At 42.1% G+C, this 19,050-nt stretch carries 22 protein-coding genes; 19 read left to right on the top strand and 3 right to left on the bottom strand.

All coding sequences use genetic code 11. The features are described 5' to 3' along the window. Positions 1–24: 24 nt before the first annotated feature. The 7 genes from C6Y01_RS02655 to coaD all read left to right on the top strand — a co-directional run bounded on the left by C6Y01_RS02655 (position 25) and on the right by coaD (position 3,386). A complete protein-coding gene (locus C6Y01_RS02655; protein ID WP_034662600.1) occupies positions 25–438 on the top strand; it encodes a YlbD family protein in 414 nt (137 codons plus the stop codon). Positions 439–457: 19 nt separating this feature from the next. Beyond that, on the top strand, positions 458–706 hold the full coding sequence (locus tag C6Y01_RS02650; RefSeq protein WP_034318044.1) for a YlbE-like family protein: 249 nt from the start codon (positions 458–460) through the stop codon (positions 704–706). A gap of 72 nt (positions 707–778) precedes the next feature. After that, positions 779–1,186, top strand: coding sequence for a hypothetical protein (locus C6Y01_RS02645; protein WP_060596181.1), 408 nt, complete (start codon positions 779–781; stop codon positions 1,184–1,186). A 57-nt stretch (positions 1,187–1,243) separates the two neighbouring features. Further along, a complete protein-coding gene (ricF, locus tag C6Y01_RS02640; protein ID WP_007499807.1) occupies positions 1,244–1,693 on the top strand; it encodes a regulatory iron-sulfur-containing complex subunit RicF in 450 nt (149 codons plus the stop codon). Between the two features lie 66 nt (positions 1,694–1,759). Beyond that, on the top strand, positions 1,760–2,032 hold the full coding sequence (locus C6Y01_RS02635) for a YlbG family protein (protein WP_003212137.1): 273 nt from the start codon (positions 1,760–1,762) through the stop codon (positions 2,030–2,032). A 280-nt stretch (positions 2,033–2,312) separates the two neighbouring features. Beyond that, positions 2,313–2,900, top strand: coding sequence for a 16S rRNA (guanine(966)-N(2))-methyltransferase RsmD (rsmD, locus tag C6Y01_RS02630; protein WP_262417225.1), 588 nt, complete (start codon positions 2,313–2,315; stop codon positions 2,898–2,900). 3 nt (positions 2,901–2,903) lie between these two features. Beyond that, the gene (coaD, locus tag C6Y01_RS02625) at positions 2,904–3,386 is read left to right on the top strand and encodes a pantetheine-phosphate adenylyltransferase (RefSeq protein ID WP_034662590.1); all 483 of its coding nucleotides are present in this window, start codon (positions 2,904–2,906) and stop codon (positions 3,384–3,386) included. 13 nt (positions 3,387–3,399) lie between these two features. On the opposite strand, the gene ylbJ is transcribed toward coaD, so the two are convergent. Continuing rightward, positions 3,400–4,608: a sporulation integral membrane protein YlbJ gene (gene ylbJ, locus C6Y01_RS02620; RefSeq protein WP_034662586.1), complete on the bottom strand. Its 1,209-nt coding sequence runs from the start codon at positions 4,606–4,608 to the stop codon at positions 3,400–3,402. A 158-nt stretch (positions 4,609–4,766) separates the two neighbouring features. Here ylbJ and C6Y01_RS02615 point away from each other — a divergent pair, with 158 nt between their 5' ends. Next, positions 4,767–5,546, top strand: coding sequence for a patatin-like phospholipase family protein (locus C6Y01_RS02615; protein ID WP_106037792.1), 780 nt, complete (start codon positions 4,767–4,769; stop codon positions 5,544–5,546). A gap of 4 nt (positions 5,547–5,550) precedes the next feature. Further along, positions 5,551–6,579: a SepM family pheromone-processing serine protease gene (locus C6Y01_RS02610; protein WP_034662581.1), complete on the top strand. Its 1,029-nt coding sequence runs from the start codon at positions 5,551–5,553 to the stop codon at positions 6,577–6,579. A gap of 38 nt (positions 6,580–6,617) precedes the next feature. Here C6Y01_RS02610 and C6Y01_RS02605 read toward each other — a convergent pair whose 3' ends face one another. After that, complete coding sequence (locus C6Y01_RS02605) at positions 6,618–7,862, bottom strand: nucleotidyltransferase (RefSeq protein ID WP_189318681.1); 1,245 nt, start codon at positions 7,860–7,862, stop codon at positions 6,618–6,620. Positions 7,863–8,068: 206 nt separating this feature from the next. On the opposite strand from C6Y01_RS02605, the gene C6Y01_RS02600 reads away from it, so the two are divergent. The 3 genes from C6Y01_RS02600 to gerR all read left to right on the top strand — a co-directional run bounded on the left by C6Y01_RS02600 (position 8,069) and on the right by gerR (position 9,460). Then, the gene (locus C6Y01_RS02600; RefSeq protein WP_034662575.1) at positions 8,069–8,587 is read left to right on the top strand and encodes a YceD family protein; all 519 of its coding nucleotides are present in this window, start codon (positions 8,069–8,071) and stop codon (positions 8,585–8,587) included. Between the two features lie 21 nt (positions 8,588–8,608). Beyond that, positions 8,609–8,782 carry a 50S ribosomal protein L32 gene (gene rpmF, locus C6Y01_RS02595; RefSeq protein ID WP_008354700.1) on the top strand — a complete coding sequence of 58 codons (174 nt, stop codon included), beginning with the start codon at positions 8,609–8,611 and terminating at the stop codon, positions 8,780–8,782. Positions 8,783–8,920: 138 nt separating this feature from the next. Continuing rightward, positions 8,921–9,460 (top strand): sporulation-specific transcriptional regulator GerR, encoded by a 540-nt coding sequence (gene gerR, locus C6Y01_RS02590; RefSeq protein WP_034662572.1) that lies wholly within the window; start codon positions 8,921–8,923, stop codon positions 9,458–9,460. Positions 9,461–9,506: 46 nt separating this feature from the next. Here gerR and C6Y01_RS02585 read toward each other — a convergent pair whose 3' ends face one another. Beyond that, entirely contained in the window at positions 9,507–9,986 is a 480-nt protein-coding gene (locus C6Y01_RS02585) for an N-acetyltransferase (protein WP_003211702.1), read from the bottom strand. A gap of 210 nt (positions 9,987–10,196) precedes the next feature. Here C6Y01_RS02585 and C6Y01_RS02580 point away from each other — a divergent pair, with 210 nt between their 5' ends. From C6Y01_RS02580 to C6Y01_RS02545, 7 genes are all read left to right on the top strand, one after another. Further along, positions 10,197–11,096 carry a 2-dehydropantoate 2-reductase gene (locus C6Y01_RS02580; RefSeq protein ID WP_034662569.1) on the top strand — a complete coding sequence of 300 codons (900 nt, stop codon included), beginning with the start codon at positions 10,197–10,199 and terminating at the stop codon, positions 11,094–11,096. Positions 11,097–11,161: 65 nt separating this feature from the next. Next, positions 11,162–12,781, top strand: a complete 1,620-nt coding sequence (gene bshC / locus C6Y01_RS02575; protein WP_106037790.1) for a bacillithiol biosynthesis cysteine-adding enzyme BshC — start codon at positions 11,162–11,164, stop codon at positions 12,779–12,781. Between the two features lie 128 nt (positions 12,782–12,909). Then, on the top strand, positions 12,910–13,341 hold the full coding sequence (gene mraZ, locus C6Y01_RS02570; protein WP_003211163.1) for a division/cell wall cluster transcriptional repressor MraZ: 432 nt from the start codon (positions 12,910–12,912) through the stop codon (positions 13,339–13,341). Between the two features lie 66 nt (positions 13,342–13,407). Beyond that, entirely contained in the window at positions 13,408–14,340 is a 933-nt protein-coding gene (rsmH, locus tag C6Y01_RS02565; RefSeq protein WP_034662564.1) for a 16S rRNA (cytosine(1402)-N(4))-methyltransferase RsmH, read from the top strand. Between the two features lie 37 nt (positions 14,341–14,377). After that, complete coding sequence (gene ftsL / locus C6Y01_RS02560) at positions 14,378–14,725, top strand: cell division protein FtsL (protein ID WP_012009864.1); 348 nt, start codon at positions 14,378–14,380, stop codon at positions 14,723–14,725. A 7-nt stretch (positions 14,726–14,732) separates the two neighbouring features. After that, positions 14,733–16,883 carry a penicillin-binding protein gene (locus C6Y01_RS02555; RefSeq protein ID WP_223249879.1) on the top strand — a complete coding sequence of 717 codons (2,151 nt, stop codon included), beginning with the start codon at positions 14,733–14,735 and terminating at the stop codon, positions 16,881–16,883. A gap of 125 nt (positions 16,884–17,008) precedes the next feature. Continuing rightward, on the top strand, positions 17,009–18,928 hold the full coding sequence (locus C6Y01_RS02545) for a stage V sporulation protein D (protein WP_106036772.1): 1,920 nt from the start codon (positions 17,009–17,011) through the stop codon (positions 18,926–18,928). Positions 18,929–19,050: the final 122 nt, after the last annotated feature.

The raw sequence follows: 19,050 nt of genomic DNA, 5'->3' as shown, positions 1-19,050 counted from the left end.
GGCATTTGTATGGGGGGTGAGGATTTGACAAACAAACAAAAACAAACATCCATTGATGAATTTAAACAATTCGTCAGACGCCATCCGAAGTTAATTCAAGAAGTGCAAACGCAAGAAAAAAGCTGGCAAAGTGTATACGAAAATTGGATCATGTTTGGTGAAGAAGACGAGATGTGGTCTCCTTACCGGCAAACGCAATCTGAAGGCGGTAAAGAAGAAAAAGCCTCTAAGCCAAGTGAATTGGGAAAAGCAGATTTTATGTCTAAAATGGTTTCTGCTGTGAAAAAAATGGACGCTGATCAAATGAATGAACAAATCAACAAAATGAGCCAGTCTATTTCCTCTTTACAAAGCTTACTCGGACAATTTTCATCAAATGGCTCAAAGAAAGGTTCATCTGGAGGCAGTCAGCACCCATTCTCCTTCAGGAAAGATTAATTGAAAGGGGATGCTTTTGGTGCGGAAAGAAGTACAGGAGTTTGTCATGGCCGAAGAGGATCGAATCAAATTCATCAGACAGCGTCCTCTCTGGTACAGACAGCTGACTCGACATCCTGAAAAGCTATCGTCCTTTGAATTAGATAAAATGAATTTTTACGAAAAAACCATTCCTCATCGTGTGAGTCAGTTGAGCAACAGTGTCCAAATGGCTGAAATGATGATTCAAATGTTCCAAGCAATGCGCAATCAAAATGGAGCCGGGTGAGGCTTTTTTGAGTTGATTAAGATGTCTATTTCCTGAGCATCCTATAAAAGTAGATGAAAGGAGAATCAGAAGATGAAATGGATGCTGTCAATATGCGCATTGCTTTTTCTTGTCACCGGGTGTCAAAGTCAACATGGAGAGAAGCAAGTCATGAAGCAAGATCCAGCTGTACCAGTGATGCAGCAAGCCGAAAGCGAAATGAAGCAGCAAGGCTTTTTAAAATACAAAGTGCAGGGGTCTTCTGTCTATATAGAAAGTACACTACAAGATTTTCATCTTGAACCTTCGCGTCTAAAAAAGAATGAGAAGACGGGATATTTTACAGTGTATGTAGACGGAAAACGTGCAGGCAATGAGTATACTGCTGCATTTGTGGTCAAGCATCTTTCAAAAGGAAAGCATAAAATGACCGTTGTGCTCAATTCCCGTCATCCAGAATATAAGCAGAAAAGAGAAACATGGGATGTATTTGTCACGTAAAAGCATTTTCTGATCCATAGGTTTCGTGGTAAACTATGAATTGGAGGTGCAACATTTATGTATGCGACAATCGAATCTGTGGAGCTCCAAGAGGAAGCGAATCAATTGGCTGCCATGATTCTTCAGTCGGAGGAGGCTGAACATTACCGCAACTGCTTTAAGCGTCTCCAGCAAGACGAAGAAGCCCAACAAATTATTGCCCATTTTACAAAAGTAAAAGAGCAATATGAGGATGTGCAGCGGTTCGGCAAATACCATCCGGACTATAGAACGATCTCAAAGGAAATGCGTGAGGTCAAAAGAAAGTTAGATCTTCACGATACAGTGGTTGATTTCAAAAAAGCAGAAACAGCGATTCAATCCATCTTAGATGAGATTAGTATTGAAATCGGTCAAGCTGTATCAGCATATATCAAAGTTCCAACAGGGAACCCATATTTTGATGGTCTATCATCATGCGGCGGTGGCTGTGGATCAGGTGGCAGCTGTGGCTGTAAAGTATCTTGACGAGACTTGAATGTCTCGTCTTTTACATAATGACTGAAAAGAATTGAAAAAGCGGCAGGTGAAAAGATGGAAACCAAACGTCAAGGGATGGTCGTTTGGCTGCATTCGTTAAAGCAGTCAAAGGCGCTAAGAAAATTTGGAAATGTTCACTATATTTCAAGGAAAATGAAGTATGCAGTGATCTATTGTGATATGAATGATCTCGAGCGTCATATGGCTAAGCTCAGCTCATTGCCATTTGTGAAGCGTGTTGAGCCTTCATATAAACCTTTTATTAAATTAGAGTACGAATCCAAATTGGACAAAGCAAAAGAGTATGATTATAAAGTGGGCTTTTAAAGACACAAAAAAATCCCCGCGGCATCACCCGCGGGGTCCTTCTATTCTTAATGATTCATTAAGGAGAAGGCAAAGGGAGAGGAGAAACCGGAGGAAGAACTTATGGGGAAACGTAAGTCTTCTCCGCGGTTGGCAACAGCACCACATCAGATGCTGTTATAAATAGTATGACCCCGCTTTCCTTGATCTATACATAGAAAATGAATGAAAATCCTTGCATTGTCCCCTGCGGAGTGTTGTGGTAAGATAATGTTGAATTTTTTGTCATAAACAATAACCAATAGAAGCAAGCAGAAAAAGTGGTGGGAAAATGAGAGTCATCTCTGGAACGAGAAAAGGCCGCACACTTAAAGCGGTACCAGGTCAATCAACAAGACCGACGACAGATAAAGTAAAAGAATCGATATTTAATATGATCGGCCCGTATTTTGATGGCGGATGGGCCCTTGATTTATTTGCGGGAAGCGGTGGTTTAGGAATTGAAGCGCTTTCCAGAGGATTCGATCATTGCATTTTCGTTGATCGAGATATGAAGGCAATTCAGACGATTAAAGGAAACCTCAATCAATTGTCGCTGCTCGATCAAAGTGAAGTGTTTCGAAACGAGGCAAAGCGTGCACTCACAGCCGTTGTGAAACGAGAGGAATCCTTTCAAGCGATCTTTCTTGATCCGCCTTATAAAGATCAACAGCTGAAAGCACTTCTTGAAATGATTGACGAGCATGCCTTATTAACAGATGACGGCGTGATCGTGTGTGAGCATGATAAGGACGTCACACTGCCAGAGGAAGCTGGACAGCTTTACATATCAAGACAGGAACTGTACGGGTTGACTGGTATTACGATCTATAGAAAGCGGGGAAATTAAAGTATGGGAAACATAGCCGTTTGTCCGGGCAGCTTTGATCCAGTCACATTGGGCCATTTGGATATCATCAAAAGAGGTGCAAAGATCTTTGATGAAGTGTATGTATGTGTACTAAATAACTCATCCAAACAACCGTTATTTACCGTTGAAGAACGGTGTGAGCTCATTCGCCAGGCGACGAAGGATCTGCCAAATATCAAAGTTGAATCTTTTCACGGTCTGCTTATTGATTATGCGAAACAAAAAGAAGCCAAAGTCATTTTACGCGGATTAAGAGCTGTGACGGACTTTGAATATGAAATGCAAGGCACATCAATGAATAAAGTGTTAAACGATGAAATTGAAACGTTTTTCATGATGACCAACAATCAATATTCCTTCTTAAGTTCCAGCATTGTCAAAGAAGTAGCGAAATATCATGGATCAGTCAAAGATCTTGTCCCAAAAGAGGTAGAAGCAGCGCTGAAAGAAAAATTTAAAGGATGAGTGCACCGTGCACTCATCCTTTTTTAAATTTCTGATAGTATAGCGCGATATACAAGATCAAGCTGCATAGCGTGATCAATGGGCCAGCTGTCACAAGCTGATTCCAAAGCACACTGCTGTACACGACGACCTGCTGGCTTGCTTCAAAGGCACCTGCTGGGAGAGCCATGTCAGATCGAGAGACATAAAGAGGCTTGAACAATAAAAAGGCAAAAACAGCTGCATAAATTCCGTGAAGCAAACGAGCGAAGAAAAACGGTTTAAAGCGTATATCTGTTGCCGCCAGAATGCCGGCGACCTGAGCTTGAACAGAAAACCCGCTGAATCCTAATATAAAGCTGACGACAATCGTTTTAGCAAGAAGGGTGACTTCCTGTGACCCTGTCAGCTGACTTCCTAATGTGATTTCAAATAAACCGGCAATCATCGCAAGATCTAATTCTGGCGGAAGATGCATCGTTTGCAGCATATATCCGATCCCTATGGATAAGAGGTCCGTCACATGAACAACTGACAGCATTTTACTAAATACAGAAAATAAGATAATAAAGCCGCCAATCATAAAGAGAGTTTGGACTGATGACATCACCGCATCACTTAAAATTTGGCCGAGCGGTCTTTTCTCTGCGAGTCTTGCTGTATGAAGAGCGCTGAATGCCTCTTGAAACGGTGGGAATAAAAATCGCTTACGGCTTCTCAGATGTGCATCATGCCGTGCTTTATATCCCCGCATCGTCACACCAACAGCGAGATTCCCTAAATAATGTGCGCATGCCAAAACAATCCCTAAAGCCGGGTGATGAAAAAAACCAACAGCCACCGCACCGAAAATAAACAATGGATTCGATGAATTTGTAAAAGAAACGAGGCGCTCTGCTTCGATTTGTGTCAGTTGTCCTTCCTGCCTGAGTCTTGTGGTTAATTTCGCACCAGAAGGGAAGCCTGATGCCATTCCCATTGCTAGGACAAATCCGCCTACACCAGGCACTCGAAAGATGGGGCGCATAAATGGCTCTAATAATACCCCGACAAATCTGACAATCCCGAAACTAATTAATAGCTCGGACAAAATAAAAAAAGGAAGCAATGATGGAAATACAACCTCCCACCACATTGCAAGTCCATTTTTAGACGCTTGCAAAGAGGCTTGTGGATGTGTAATCACAGTGGCTGTTAAAAAGATAAAAAAAGCAGCGATGAACAGAGTGTTCCATTTTTTCATGGAGATTTCGCCCCTTGCTGTTATGATCTATTGGCGAGCTCGTGATCAAAAAAGAAAGACACTAGCCGAGCCTGTCTTCTATTACTATACGAGCAGAAGGGGCATGTTTAGACCAATAGATTCGTATATATGCATAGAAAAGAGGAGGGTGGATTTTCATGAGGCGACCAGTCATTGGACTTGCGTTAGGCTCCGGGGGTGCGAGGGGAATGGCACATATCGGAGTTTTATCTAGTCTTGAGAAACAAGGAATTCAGGTAGATATGATCGCTGGCAGCAGTATTGGCGCACTTGTTGGGAGCTTTTATGCGGCAGGACAAGACGTAGAAAAAATGAAAAAACTTGCACTTGTCTTCAGAAGAAAGTATTATGCTGACTATACACTGCCAAAAATCGGTCTTTTAAAAGGGAATCGAATGTTGCAGCTGATTCACACGTTTACATATGGGAAGAAATTTGAAGAATTAAGAATGCCCCTTGCGGTGGTTGCCTGTGACCTCGAGACAGGGGAGAAGGTCGTGTTTAAAAAAGGGTCTGTTTCACAAGCAGTCAGAGCAAGCATCAGCATTCCGGGCGTGTTTGTTCCTCATGAAATGGGCGGCAGACAGCTAGTCGATGGAGCGGTTGTTGACCGCATTCCTGTGTCTGTTTTAAAAGAAATGGGCGCAGACCTCATTATCGCCTCTGATGTATCAAGGGTGAAAAAAACAGAAAAGGCGACGAGATTATCGGATGTGATTATGCAAAGTTTGGACATCCTTCAAAATGAATTGGTCCGTCATCAAACCATTCACGCTGATGTCATGATCCGGCCGAGGCTTGAAACATTTAGCTCGAGTGCATTTACACAGGTGCAGGAGATGATTGAAGCAGGTGAGCTCGCCGCAGATCAACTAACAGGTAAAATGAAAGATGTCATTGATAAATGGGAGTGTTAATCGAATGAAAAAATTGAATATTCGCTGGCTCAGCTTTTTTGTCGTTATCCTTGTATTATTTGGCTTAACCTTTGTCAAACTGCCATATTACGTGACAAAGCCGGGTGATGCAACCGAGATTGCTCCCCACATTCAAGTAGACGGCGGATATGGCGAGAAGGGCAGCTTCTCACTTATGACGATAAAAGTAGGTCCAGCCAATCCGTATACGTATTTGCTTGCGAAAATGAATAAATATGACGAGATCGTCCCGGAAGAAAATATTAAAGCGGACGGGGAGTCGGATGAAGATTATATGAAAAGACAGCTTCAGCTGATGAAAAGCTCTCAAGAAAATGCCATGATTGCAGCGTATACAAAAGCAGGCAAAAAAGTAGATTATACGTTTAACGGGGTATATGCAAGCTACGTGATGAAAGGAATGCCTGCTTACGGCAAAATTGAAGTGGGCGACCGAATCAAAAGCGTTGATGGCAAGACCTATGATTCTGCTGATAAAATGGTTTCGTATATCAGCAGCAAAAAAGCAGGTACATCTGTCCGTTTTGTCCTTGAACGAAATGGCAAAGACATCACGGAGAAAGTGACGTTAAAACCATTTAAAGAAGAGCCGAATCGAGTTGGAATCGGTGTATCATTATTTACAGATCGAAATGTGAAAGTCTCGCCTTCCATTAAGGTGGATATTGAAAATATCGGCGGCCCATCAGCAGGTCTCATGATGTCACTTGAAATTTATAACCAGCTGACAAAAGAAGACGAAACACATGGCTATGCGATTGCGGGAACGGGGACGATTGACGCCGATGGAACGGTCGGTCCAATTGGCGGAATCGATCAAAAGGTCGTGGCGGCAGATAAAGCCGGAAAAGATATATTCTTTGCACCAAACGATAAAGGTGATTCAAATTCAGACTACCGAAATGCTGTCAAAACAGCGAAAGATATTAAAAGTGATATGAAAATTGTGCCTGTAGATACGATGCAAGATGCCCTGAACTATTTAAACAAATTAAAAGAGAAAGCATCTTAATCAAAGAAGAGCAGCCTTCATCAAGGCTGCTCTTCTTGTTAAGACTGGAAGAGACCAGTCTCTTCATCATATCGGATCGGTGCGGTTTTAAACTCCGCTTCCGTTAAGTCCGTTTGCATTGGCTCACTAACGGGCAGACTGAAGACGCGGGACGCGCGAATATCAAGATCAAGTGCGGGATGTGAAAAGGCAGACAGCTTGCTTATGAGCGGCACGTCCAATTCTTTTTTCACAAGAGATAAGTATTGCTGCCCTTTCTTTGACATACCAAGTAAACGAATGTAAGGCGCTTCTCTCTCTTTCAGTAGCTCATGCATGGCACTCTTTTTCACCCTCATTAAGAGATGTGTATTCATCCGCTGCAGCCTTGTCCACGTATATCGTTTTGTTTTCACAAGAGATAGATATTCCTCATAGGAGGACGCATGTGAAATCGCCTTTTGCATGCGGTGTTCGATGCCTTCTTCGATTTCATAGATGCCTTCTAGTTCTGCTGTATCCATTGTGTGAAAGACTTGTTTTAAGAAGCTAAAGTAGGCTTCTTGCGTATGTAAAAGACCATAAGAAGAATGATAGTCATGTAATTGCTTGAGCGTAGCTTCTGGGAGATATGGGGCGACTGTTTCAAATGTGCCGTGATCTTTTAAGGCTTTTCGTATACTTGTTGCGCTTGCGATTTTCTGATTTTTAGGAAGTTCTTCATCATGATAACCAGATGAAATCCTTTGAGAGGTAAAGGGCTGCATGTGAGGGGATCTCTCCAAGATGGCTTTGACATAATGGAAACCTAAAATGTTATTTGGCTTGGACAGATCCAGTAAGTGCTTAGGATCAATCACCTCTTGAAACGCAGCTGCTGCAGCTGCTGGATAACTAAGGCCTTCTTTCACCTTTTCTTTTGTGAAAAGGTCAATTTCTCCTTTTTTCTCATGCCAAGCATGAGCCGTTCGCTCAAATGCTTTAATGTCACCATCCTCGCTGCCGAAAAAAAGGGAGCGGCATTTTAAAGCATCTAGAATCGCCACAGCACCGTTTGCAAAGGTTTCTGCCTTTTGCACTGCGTATATGTATGGAAGCTCACACACAATGTCTACACCGTTTTGCAGCGCCATTTTTGTCCGCGCCCATTTTGAGACGATGGCAGGCTCACCGCGCTGGAGGAAGGAACCGCTCATGACGGCAATGGCAACATCTGAGGAGGTATGTGTTTTCGCCTGACGAACATGATAGGCATGTCCATAATGAAATGGATTATACTCGACAACGACTCCTGTTGCTTTCAATAGATGTTCCGCCTTTCTTGCTATGGTTAAATGGTCTATGCTACAGTAGCATAAGGGAAAAATGAAGCCCATTTTTTTCAGTGTAGGCATTCCGCGAACTGATGTCAAACAACCCTCTGACATCACAAAGGACTGTAAAGAAAAAATATTGACAAATAACATGATGAAAGCTATAATCATGTTTGTTGCTCTTAGAGGTGATACAATTGAAATGGACAGTTTATCAGTTACATCAAAAAGCTAAAAACAGCTTCGATTTTCATGAGACGGTTGACTTAAATGAACTTACTAGCCTTCATTCAGATATACGTCGCATTTCACCGGTAGAGGTGAAAGGGACTGGAGTGATCGAATCAAAGCAAGTCGCATTTGATTTAACCATCACAGGTGAAATGACATTGCCTTGTTCAAGAACGCTTGTTGATGTAAATTATCCATTTGCGATTTCAACGAAAGAACTATTTGTACTTCATAAGACAGACGATATAGAAGATGAAGACGTTTCTATTGTAGAAGACGACATCATCGACTTAACGCCTATAGTCAAGGAAGAAATTCTTCTTGAAGTGCCGATGCAAATCTTTTGCGACCAAACGGATGTAAAAGGTGCTGCACCACAAGAAGGGAATGACTGGGCGGTCATTTCGGAAGATGCACATCAAAACCGAATTGATCCGCGTCTGGAAGGCTTGAAGAAGCTCTTAGAAGAAAATAATGAATCTTAACTCTTTAAGGAGGTGGGAATAATGGCTGTACCTTTTAGAAGAACTTCTAAAATGAAAAAAAGATTGCGTCGTACGCATTTCAAACTACAAGTACCTGGTATGGTAGCTTGCCCAGAATGCGGTGAAATGAAAATTTCTCATCGTGTCTGCAAATCTTGCGGAACATACAAAGGCAAAGACGTAAAAAGCAACTAATGCTTGATAAAAAAACGTGAGGGAATCTTCCCTTGCGTTTTTTTATTTGTCTATTTTTTAGGTTTCTCTCCTGCAAATAGTCTATCTACTCTAGTAGGCGCATATGATGTGGTATTCAGATTCAGGGGGGATGATCAATTGACGATTACAAGGCAGGACGCATGGACACAAGATGAAGATTTACTTTTAGCAGAAGTCGTCTTAAGGCACATTCGAGATGGAGGAACGCAGCTTTCCGCATTTGAGGAAGTCGGGAAAGCATTGTCAAGAACAGCTGCAGCATGTGGTTTCAGGTGGAACTCATACGTTAGAAAACAATATCAGGCAGGCATAGAGCTGGCGAAAAAACAGCGGAAAGAACTGCGTAAAAAAATCGGTATTCATTCCTCTGGTTTACCACAGCATGCGTTAACCATAGAAGAGAAGACATCTTCAATTCAGGCTGAATTGACCCTTCGAGAAGTGATTCAGTTTTTAGAGCAGCTTGAAAAAGAACCTGATGGACCTGCTCATTTACGCGAGAAACTGGCAGATGCACAGCATCAATTGAAGTCACTTACAGAAGAAAATGAACACTTGAAGCGGCAATTAAAAATGACAGAAGAAGATTACCGGGCACTCATTGGTATTGTTGAAAGAGTCAAACAGAATATCAGCTTAAAAGAATATGCTAAATAAAGAGACGCCCCTCACAGAGAAAGGAGGGGCGTTTTGTGATCAGTCTTTAAGCGGATTCACCTGTATTTTTTTGAATATGAGCGGGCTCCCAGATGAGTGGATTTTCACCCTTATCGCGCTCCATATCATATTTTACTGCTTCAAAGCCCATTTTATCCCAAAAACCGGCTGATTTGACGCGCGGATTGGTCCGAATTGGCAACCCGAACGATTTGGCGAATTCAACAAGTGCTTCGCCGTACCCTTTGCGCTGATACCCAGGAAGCACTTCCAGCTTCCACAGCTCTAAATAATCATGGTTGTGGTTAAAATACGTTGTCGTTGAGCCGTCCACTTGATAAAGGCTCATACGTGCCACTAGCTTATCTCCAAAATAAATCCCGTAAAATGGAGAGTTGCTGTCATTTTCAATCATATTGCTTTCAAGGTCTTCAAGCATGGATAGCTCTTGTATGCCGTATTCCTTAAATTGTTTAAATTCCTCTAAAGTTTTGTAATTAATTAGAAGTCGTTTTACTTGTGCCATATGATCTTCCCCCTTACACACATAATGTCGACAGTGATGTCATTGAAGGCGTTTTCATCCCACCCGCCTCGAAAAGTTTTTACACTTATTATTATAGTTTTTAAATTAAAAAAATTCAATCATAGCGCGCCATCTGCTTTTTGCATCACGACATGAACCTGTTACAATAATTGATATAATGAAGTAAACAGAAAAAGGGAAGTGCGGCAGTTGAACATTGGAATCATTGGCGGCGGTGCGATTGGTCTGCTTTGTGCTAGTTATTTATCACAGCATCATGACATCACGGTCATTACAAGAAGAAAAGAGCAGGCAGAAGAGATTCGAGCATCAGGCATTCAGCGAACAGTAAAAGGAGAAACATGTCAGGCGGCTGTTCATGCACAGACAGGAATAACAGGAGTATTTGATTTGCTCATCGTGACGGTGAAATATCATCATTTGCAAGATGTGCTCGATGAACTAACGACATTACCTCGTCAGCGTATCTTATTTTTACAGAACGGAATGGCTCACTTATTAGATTTGGAGAATTGGAAAACGGCACATTCATTATATATAGGTGTGGTAGAGCACGGGGCTATGAAGATGTCAGATCATGCAGTGGACCATACAGGTATCGGTGTTATCAAGTGGGGGGCATTTCAGCATGAGGAAGCAGCTGATATAAAAAATGCATTGAATGAGACATCATCTCATTTTCAAATGATCTATACGGATGAATGGAAAAAGGTGCTGGAAGAAAAACTGCTTGTCAATGTCTGTATTAACCCGCTGACAGCTTTGCTGCATGTGAGAAACGGGGAATTGATCGCAAACCCCTCATATGAATACATGATGAAATGTGCATTTGAAGAAGCGGTATCCATCTTGGGCTTGTCTGAAAAAGAGCGGCTCTGGCCTTATGTCATCTCTATTTGTGAGAAAACGGCTGCTAATCAGTCGTCTATGCTTCAAGATATAGTGAAAGGCCGCCAAACCGAAAGAAAAGCCATCGTTGGCTATCTTTTAAAAAAGGCTCAAGCTCAAGAGATTCTGGCGCCACATCTCACTTTCTTTTATCGAAGCTTGGAAGTATTGGAAAAAAAGCAAACAAAATCTTTTGAGTGAGATCATTTACATGCTATACTTTTTTCGGGAAACTAACTATTTATTGAAGAAAGGAAGTTCTAAACATGCAATTGACTGAACTTTCCATCCGAAGTCAGAATTTATTCATACGTGATTATATAGAAGAAAAAAAAGAGATGACGACTTTTTTTGATTATGATATACATTCTGAGCACACATGGAAAAAGAGATACGACGATCTCATGGAAATGAGCTTCCCGCGCGAGGCTTTAGCGGATTATATGAGCGCATACCATGCAAAGTTTGAATCGGAAGCGATGCGTCAGAACATTGAAAAGATCCGTGATGAACGGAGTGTCATGGTGGTTGGAGGACAGCAGGCTGGTCTATTAACAGGACCGCTTTATACCATACATAAAATCATATCCATCATTCAGTTTGCAAAAGAAAAAGAAACAGAGCTTGGGGTCCCTGTGATTCCGGTCTTTTGGGTAGCCGGTGAGGATCATGACGTAGATGAAATTAATTTTGTATACACGTCTGGCGAAAAAGGACCAGTGAAACAAAAGCTGCCATTACATAACGTCAAAAAAGCGGCTGCGAAAAGAATCCCGCTTGATCAAGAAAAAACCGAGAAATGGCTCCGTGATGTGTTTTCAACATATGAAGAATCTGCGTATACCAATGACTTGCTTGATCAGCTTCTTCGATGTTTACGCAAATCACAAACCTTTACTGATTTCTTTGAATGGATTGTAAGTGACCTCTTTGAAGAAGATGGGCTGCTTTTATTTAATTCAGGCGACTTAGGTGTCAAACCGCTTGAGCGTGCGTTATTCAAGCACATTGTCGAGACAAATGATGCAGTCACTGCTCGCTTAAAAGACACGCAGGCCGCCATGAAACGAGCAGGATATCAGCCGATCATTGAAGCTGGTGACAGTCAGGCAAACCTATTTTACGAATATGATGAGGAACGTTTCCTAATTGAGAAAGAGAACGGCCGGTTTTCTATATCAGAAGTGGGGCTTACATGGACAAAGGAAGAGCTTCTGCAGGAAGTTGAGGAGCACCCAGAACGGTTTAGCAACAATGTGGTGACGCGTCCCTTGATGCAGGAAACCCTTCTACCAACACTTGCTTTTATGGCAGGACACGGTGAGGTTAACTATTGGGGAGAACTGAAAGGAATCTTTGAGCATTTTAAATTGAAGATGGCGCCTGTTCTTCCGAGACTGCATGTGACCATTCTTGAAAGGCACATCAACAAGAAACTGCCGGTTAGAGAACTGTCGGTAGAAGAAGTGCTGACAAGCGGAGTGAATGAAAAGAAAGAAGCGCACTTTGAACAAAGTCTTCCAGACAGCTTTGTTCAAGCAGTTCAACAGGCCAAACGTGAATTAGAGAATGCTCATGGCGTGATGAGACAAGAAGCACTGGAGATTGAACCAAACTTCGAGCAGCTGCTAGATAAAAATGCCAAATTTATCGAAGACCAGCTTCAATTTGTTTATCAAAAGGTGGCGCAGCGTGTGGAAGAGAAGGAAGGATATATCCTTCGGGACTTTGAACGGATTGAAAATAGTTTAAAACCACTGGACGCCCCGCAAGAAAGAATTTGGAATATCATGTATTTTTTAAACAAATATGGACCAGAATTCTTCAAAACGTTCAAAAATCTGCCATTTTCATTTCAAAACAAGCAACAAATTGTCAAACTTTGAAATAAAGTTTTAATGAACCCTGACTAGTTCAGGGTTTTTTTTTATGTAGAAACAGTGTAGAATAAGTTTTGTGGAGAGAAGTGGTGGATAGTGGAGAGTAAGGGTGAGAAAGTGGGGCTCTGATTATCATGTTCATGGGTGAATACCAGCATACGATTGATACAAAAGGGCGCATGATCATCCCTGCTAAATTTAGAGACGGTCTCGGAGAACAGTTTGTGCTGACGAGAGGGCTTGATCAATGTTTATTTGGCTACCCTATGAGTGAGTGGAAACTAATCGAAGAGAAACTCAAAGCACTACCGCTAACGAAAAAAGATGCACGTGCGTTTACCCGGTTCTTCTTCTCTGGCGCAGTCGAATGCGATCTGGACAAGCAGGGGCGTATAAACATCGCATCAAACCTACTCCAATATGCAAAACTCGAAAAAGAATGTGTGGTCATCGGCGTTTCAAATCGAATTGAGTTGTGGAGTAAGTCGATCTGGGAACAATATACAGAAGAGCAAGAAGATTCTTTTGCTGAAATTGCTGAAAACATGATTGGATTTGATATATAATAATCCCTTGTGCAGCAAGCTTTCTACACATTCATTTCTATTTGAAAAAGGTGGGACCATAACATCATGTTTCAACATGAGACAGTATTATTAAAAGAAACAGTTGACGGTTTAAACGTAAAAGAAGACGGTACATATGTGGACTGCACGCTGGGCGGAGCAGGTCATAGCTCATATTTACTATCTCAATTATCAGAAAAAGGAACATTGATTGGATTTGACCAAGACGATGCTGCACTGGATCATGCACGAGAGAAGCTCGCGGATGCTAAAGCGAACATTCTTTTCATAAAAAGTAACTTCCGATATTTAAAAGAACGTCTGAATGAACAAGGTATTACAAGCGTAGACGGTGTGATTTTTGACCTTGGGGTTTCATCTCCTCAGCTCGACACACCAGAGAGAGGCTTTAGTTATCACCATGATGCACCTCTTGACATGCGAATGGATCAATCAGCCGCATTGTCGGCAAAAAAAGTGGTGAATGAATGGCCATTTGAAGATCTAGTTCGGATTTTCTACAAATATGGGGAAGAAAAATTCAGCAAGCAAATCGCACGCAAAATTGAAGAAGCAAGAAAAAAAGCGCCAATTGAAACAACGGGTGAGCTTGTCGACATTATCAAAGAAGGAATTCCGGCACCTGCAAGACGAACTGGCGGACATCCAGCGAAAAGAGTGTTTCAAGCGATCCGAATTGCCGTAAATGATGAATTGAAAGTATTTGAAGAAGCACTAGAACAAGCAATAGAGTTACTCAATCCGAAGGGGAGAATTTCTGTCATTACATTCCATTCACTTGAAGACCGGATTTGTAAAAGTACATTTAGAGAAATGTCTTCTCTTCCAGAACTTCCGCACGGACTACCAGTGATTCCAGAAGGACTTGAACCAAAGCTGAAGCTGATCACGAGAAAACCGATCGTTGCATCAGAACAAGAGCTGGAACATAACAACCGTGCCCGTTCAGCGAAGCTCCGAATTGCAGAAAAAAAGTAAAACGACACCATAGATGATGATAAAAAGGAGGTTTCTTATGAGTAATTTGGCTTATCAAAGAGAAGTGAAGCAACATCAAACAGAGCAGCAAGGCCAATCGGTTGTCATTAAAAGAAGAGGTTCTATCACACTTGGTGAAAAAATCTTACTTGTCATGTTTGTCATGGCTCTTATGTGCAGCTCCATTCTCATCATTTCTAAAGCCTTTGCTGTCTATCACGCCAATATTGAAGTGCAGAAATTAGAACAGCAAGTATCTTTAGAATCGAAGAAGATCACTGAGCTTCAAAAGGAAAAAGACTTGCTGAGTGAACCAGAAAGAATCATCGAAGCCGCGAAAAAAGCAGGCTTGAGCATATCGAAAGATGTTAAGAAGGTCGATTAACATGGCGATGCCTAAAAAGAATAAAATGATGAACAGAGGCGCGGCAATTGCAAGTATTTGCTTCGCCCTGTTTTTCTTTATCATCCTAGCACGTTTTATCTATATTCAGATTACAGGAACGGTTGATGGACAAGTGTTAGCCGCCAAGGCTAATGAACAATATCAATCGAAGAAAACACTTGAAGCCAAAAGAGGGTCTATTTTAGACCGGAATGGAAATGTGATTGCTGAGGATACATCTGTGTATAAGCTCATTGCGGTCATGAGCAAGAAAATGACAGTGGACCCTAAGCACCCAATGCATGTCGTCGATAAAGAAAAGACGGCAAAAGAGCTCTCAAAAGTTATCGATATGAGTGAAAGCGAAATTTTAAAGCGTCTCAATACAAAAGATGCATTCCAAGTTGAGTTTGGTAAAGCGGGGAAAGATATTAGTTTTTCAACGAAGGAAAAAATTGAAAAGCTAAAGCTTCCAGGGGTCGCATTTGAAAAAGACACGAAGCGATATTATCCAAACGGCATGTTTGCTTCTAACCTGATCGGTTATGCCAGATTAGATGAGGCGACAAAGGACATGTCAGGTGCAATGGGACTTGAGAAGGCACTGAACAAATATTTAAAAGAAAAAGACGGCTATGTGACATATAACAGTGACAGAAGCGGATGGGCCTTGCCGAATAGTAAAGAAGACATTGTCGCCCCGAAAGACGGGAAAAATGTCACGCTGACCATCGATCAAAAAATTCAAGCGTTTCTTGAAGAAAGTATGACGCAGGTTGCCAAAAAGTATAAGCCGAAGAAAATCATTGCCACAGTCGTTGATCCGAAAACTGGAAAGGTTCTCGCGATGGGGCAGCGGCCAAGCTTTAATTTAAATGAACTAAACATTACGAATTATAACAATGATGTCATTTCATATGCGTTTGAACCAGGTTCGACGATGAAGATCTTTACCCTCGCTGCGGCGATCCAAGAAGGGGTCTATCAAGGCAGTGACAAATATCAATCTGGTACTTATAAAGTAGGCGGCGGCCTTGTGAGAGACCACAACAACGGAAATGGCTGGGGGAAAATTGACTTTCATCAAGGGGTTCTCCGCTCATCAAACGTGGCCTTTGCAAAGCTGGCGAAAGAAAAACTAGGCTTCACACGATACGAACAATATTTGCAGAAGTTCCATTTCTATGACAAAACGGGGATTGACTTGCCGAACGAAGCGTCTAGCAAAATCAATTATAGATACGAATATGACAAAGCATCGACGGCTTATGGTCAAGCGTCAGCCATCACACCGATTCAACAAATCGAAGCAGCCACAGCGATAGCAAACGGCGGAACAATGATGAAGCCATATGTCATTGACCATATTACAGACCCGAATACAAACAAAACGATTTTGCAGCACGAACCAACAGCAGCAGGAAAACCGATTTCATCTGATACAGCGAAGCAAGTTCGCGACATTTTAGGTGAGGTTGTTTCCTCAAAAATTGGAACAGGTCAGCCTTACCAAATCAAAGGATTCGACGTTGCTGGAAAAACAGGAACGGGGCAAATTGGGGGTGCCGGCGGTTACCTCCAAGGAAGAAACGATTACGTCTTTTCATTTATGGGAATGGCGCCAAAAGATGATCCGAAGCTGCTTGTTTATGTAGCTGTACAGCAGCCGCAGCTGTCTGAAACAGAAACAGGGTCTGCCCCGGTTTCTCAAATCTTTAACCCTGTGATGAAAAATAGTCTGCTATATTTAAATATTGCACCAACAAAAACAGACGATAAAAAATCAGGCGAACAAAAAGTGAAACAAGAAACGATGCCTTCATTCCTTGATTTAGAAGTGAAGCAGGCAGAAACAGAAGCCAAAAATAAACACTTAGCGCCTGTTGTCATCGGCGACGGCCTGTCTATTAAACGCCAGTGGCCGAGTGCGGGCTCTGAATTCTCTGAAAGCCAGAAAGTCTTCTTGAAAACAGCAGGGAAAACCATTAAGATGCCTGACATGACAGGCTGGTCCAGAAGGGAAGTCCTTCAATATGCTTCGATTTCCGGTGTGCATATAGAAACAAATGGACAAGGATATGCTGTAAAACAAAGTGTCAAAAGTGGAGCGGAGATTTCAGACAAAGTCGTCACTGTGACATTTAAAAGCCCAAATTAACTTTAAACCTAGCAAACCGCTTGCTAGGTTTTTTCTTTTGCTCCAGCTGAATATCACGTAGCGTTCTACAAAAGGACGGGCCTGCATATGATGAAAACAAGCCATATGTAAGGAGTGAACCGGGCGTGCGAGTGTCAAGTGTAACAGTGAGAAAACGATTGCTTTTCGTGCTGCTGTTTGGGGTGATCATTTTTTTCATCATAGATACTAGATTAGGATATGTGCAGTTTATTATGGGCGAGAAGCTGACAAGCTTAGCAAAAGATTCATGGAGCCGAAACCTTCCATTCGAACCGGAAAGGGGAGATATTTTGGACCGGAATGGGGTAGAGCTTGCGACGAACAAAAGTGCCCCATCTATATTGGTCGTCCCTCGGCAAATTAAAGATCCCGCAGAAACAAGCAAGAAATTGGCAGCAGTACTGAATATGTCTGAAGAGAAAGCGTACAAGCATGTCACGAAGAAAACATCAATTGAACGAATTTCTCCTGAGGGCAGAAAGGTATCTCATGAAAAAGCAAAAGAAGTAAGAGAGCTTGATTTAGAAGGTGTGTATGTAGCAGAAGACAGCATCAGACATTATCCGTTTGGCAGCTTTCTTTCACATGTACTGGGCTTTGCTGGAATCGATAATCAAGGTTTACTTGGACTGGAAGCCTACTATGACGATGACTTAAAAGGCGAAAAAGGCTCTGTAAAGTTTTATTCCGATGCAAAAGGGCAGAAAATGCCAGATGAAGCAGACGATTATACACCACCTAAAGATGGTCTTGATATGAAATTAACAGTCGATTCAAAAGTACAAACCATTATAGAACGGGAATTAGACAATGCGCAGGCAAAGTATAATCCAGATGGTATGATTGCGATTGCGATGAATCCGAAAAATGGTGAAGTGCTGGGAATGTCAAGCAGACCAGATTTTGATCCAGCTGACTATCAATCAGTTGACCCAAAAGTGTTTAACCGAAATCTTCCGGTGTGGAGCACATATGAGCCGGGTTCGACGTTTAAAATTATTACACTTGCAGCAGCATTAGAAGAAAAGAAAGTAAATTTAAAGCGCGATTCATTTTTTGACAGCGGATCTGTGACAGTTGATGGTGCAAGACTCAGGTGCTGGAAAAAAGGCGGGCACGGATCACAGTCATTCTTGGAAGTGGTTCAAAATTCCTGTAACCCCGGCTTTGTAGAGCTAGGAGACCGTCTTGGGAAAGATAAATTATTTTCCTATATTAAAAATTTCGGATTTGGCCAAAAAACAGGAATCGACCTTCAAGGGGAAGGGCGGGGGATTTTGTTCCCGCTTGATCGTGTAGGTCCTGTAGAGCAGGCGACCACGGCCTTTGGGCAAGGTGTATCTGTTACGCCGATTCAGCAAGTAGCTGCAGTAGCAGCTGCGGTAAATGGCGGGACACTTTACACGCCTTATATTGCAAAAGAATGGATAGATCCAATCACAAAAGAGGTCGTGAAAAAGCAATCACCGATTGCCAAAAAGAAAGTGATTTCAGCAGAGACATCTAAAGAAATCAGGTTTGCACTTGAAAGTGTAGTCGCCCAAGGAACTGGCCGAAATGCATTTGTTGAAGGGTATCGGGTCGGCGGAAAAACAGGAACAGCACAGAAGGTAAAGGACGGAAAGTATATGGAGAATAACCACATTGTGTCGTTTATCGGATTTGCGCCTGCAGATGACCCAAGTATTGTAGTCTATGTGGCTGTGGATAACCCAAAAGGCACCATTCAATTTGGTGGTACCGTGGCCGCACCAATTGTTGGTCATATTATGCGGGACAGCCTGCCTGAGATGGGTGTGAAAAAAAGAAAAGGCCAAATTGAAAAGAAGTATCAGTGGCTGGACACAAAAACCATTGAAGTACCGAATCTTGTAGGGGGATCTGTTTCAGATCTTGAATCCCTCTTGATCAACCTAAAGATCGATGCCTCAGGAACTGGCAGTAAAGTAGTGAAGCAATCACCTGCTGCTGGGACAAAGGTCAAAGAAGGCTCCACGATCAGATTATACTTAAACGATGAATAATAAAGAATGAACAGAGGGTAGCCGCACTCATTCGGCTGCCTCTTTTTGTTGAAAGAGAAGGACCGTTTGAAAAAAAGAGTCCAAAGTGTGTTTTTTCCAACAGAAACTTAAGGAATACGCTG

The sequence above is a fragment of the Bacillus sp. NMCC46 genome (assembly GCF_002998465.1).
Taxonomy (GTDB): Bacteria; Bacillota; Bacilli; order Bacillales; family Bacillaceae; genus Bacillus.
The sequence above is the reverse complement of the archived record's forward strand: the minus strand, read 5'-3'. Positions and strand labels throughout refer to the sequence as shown.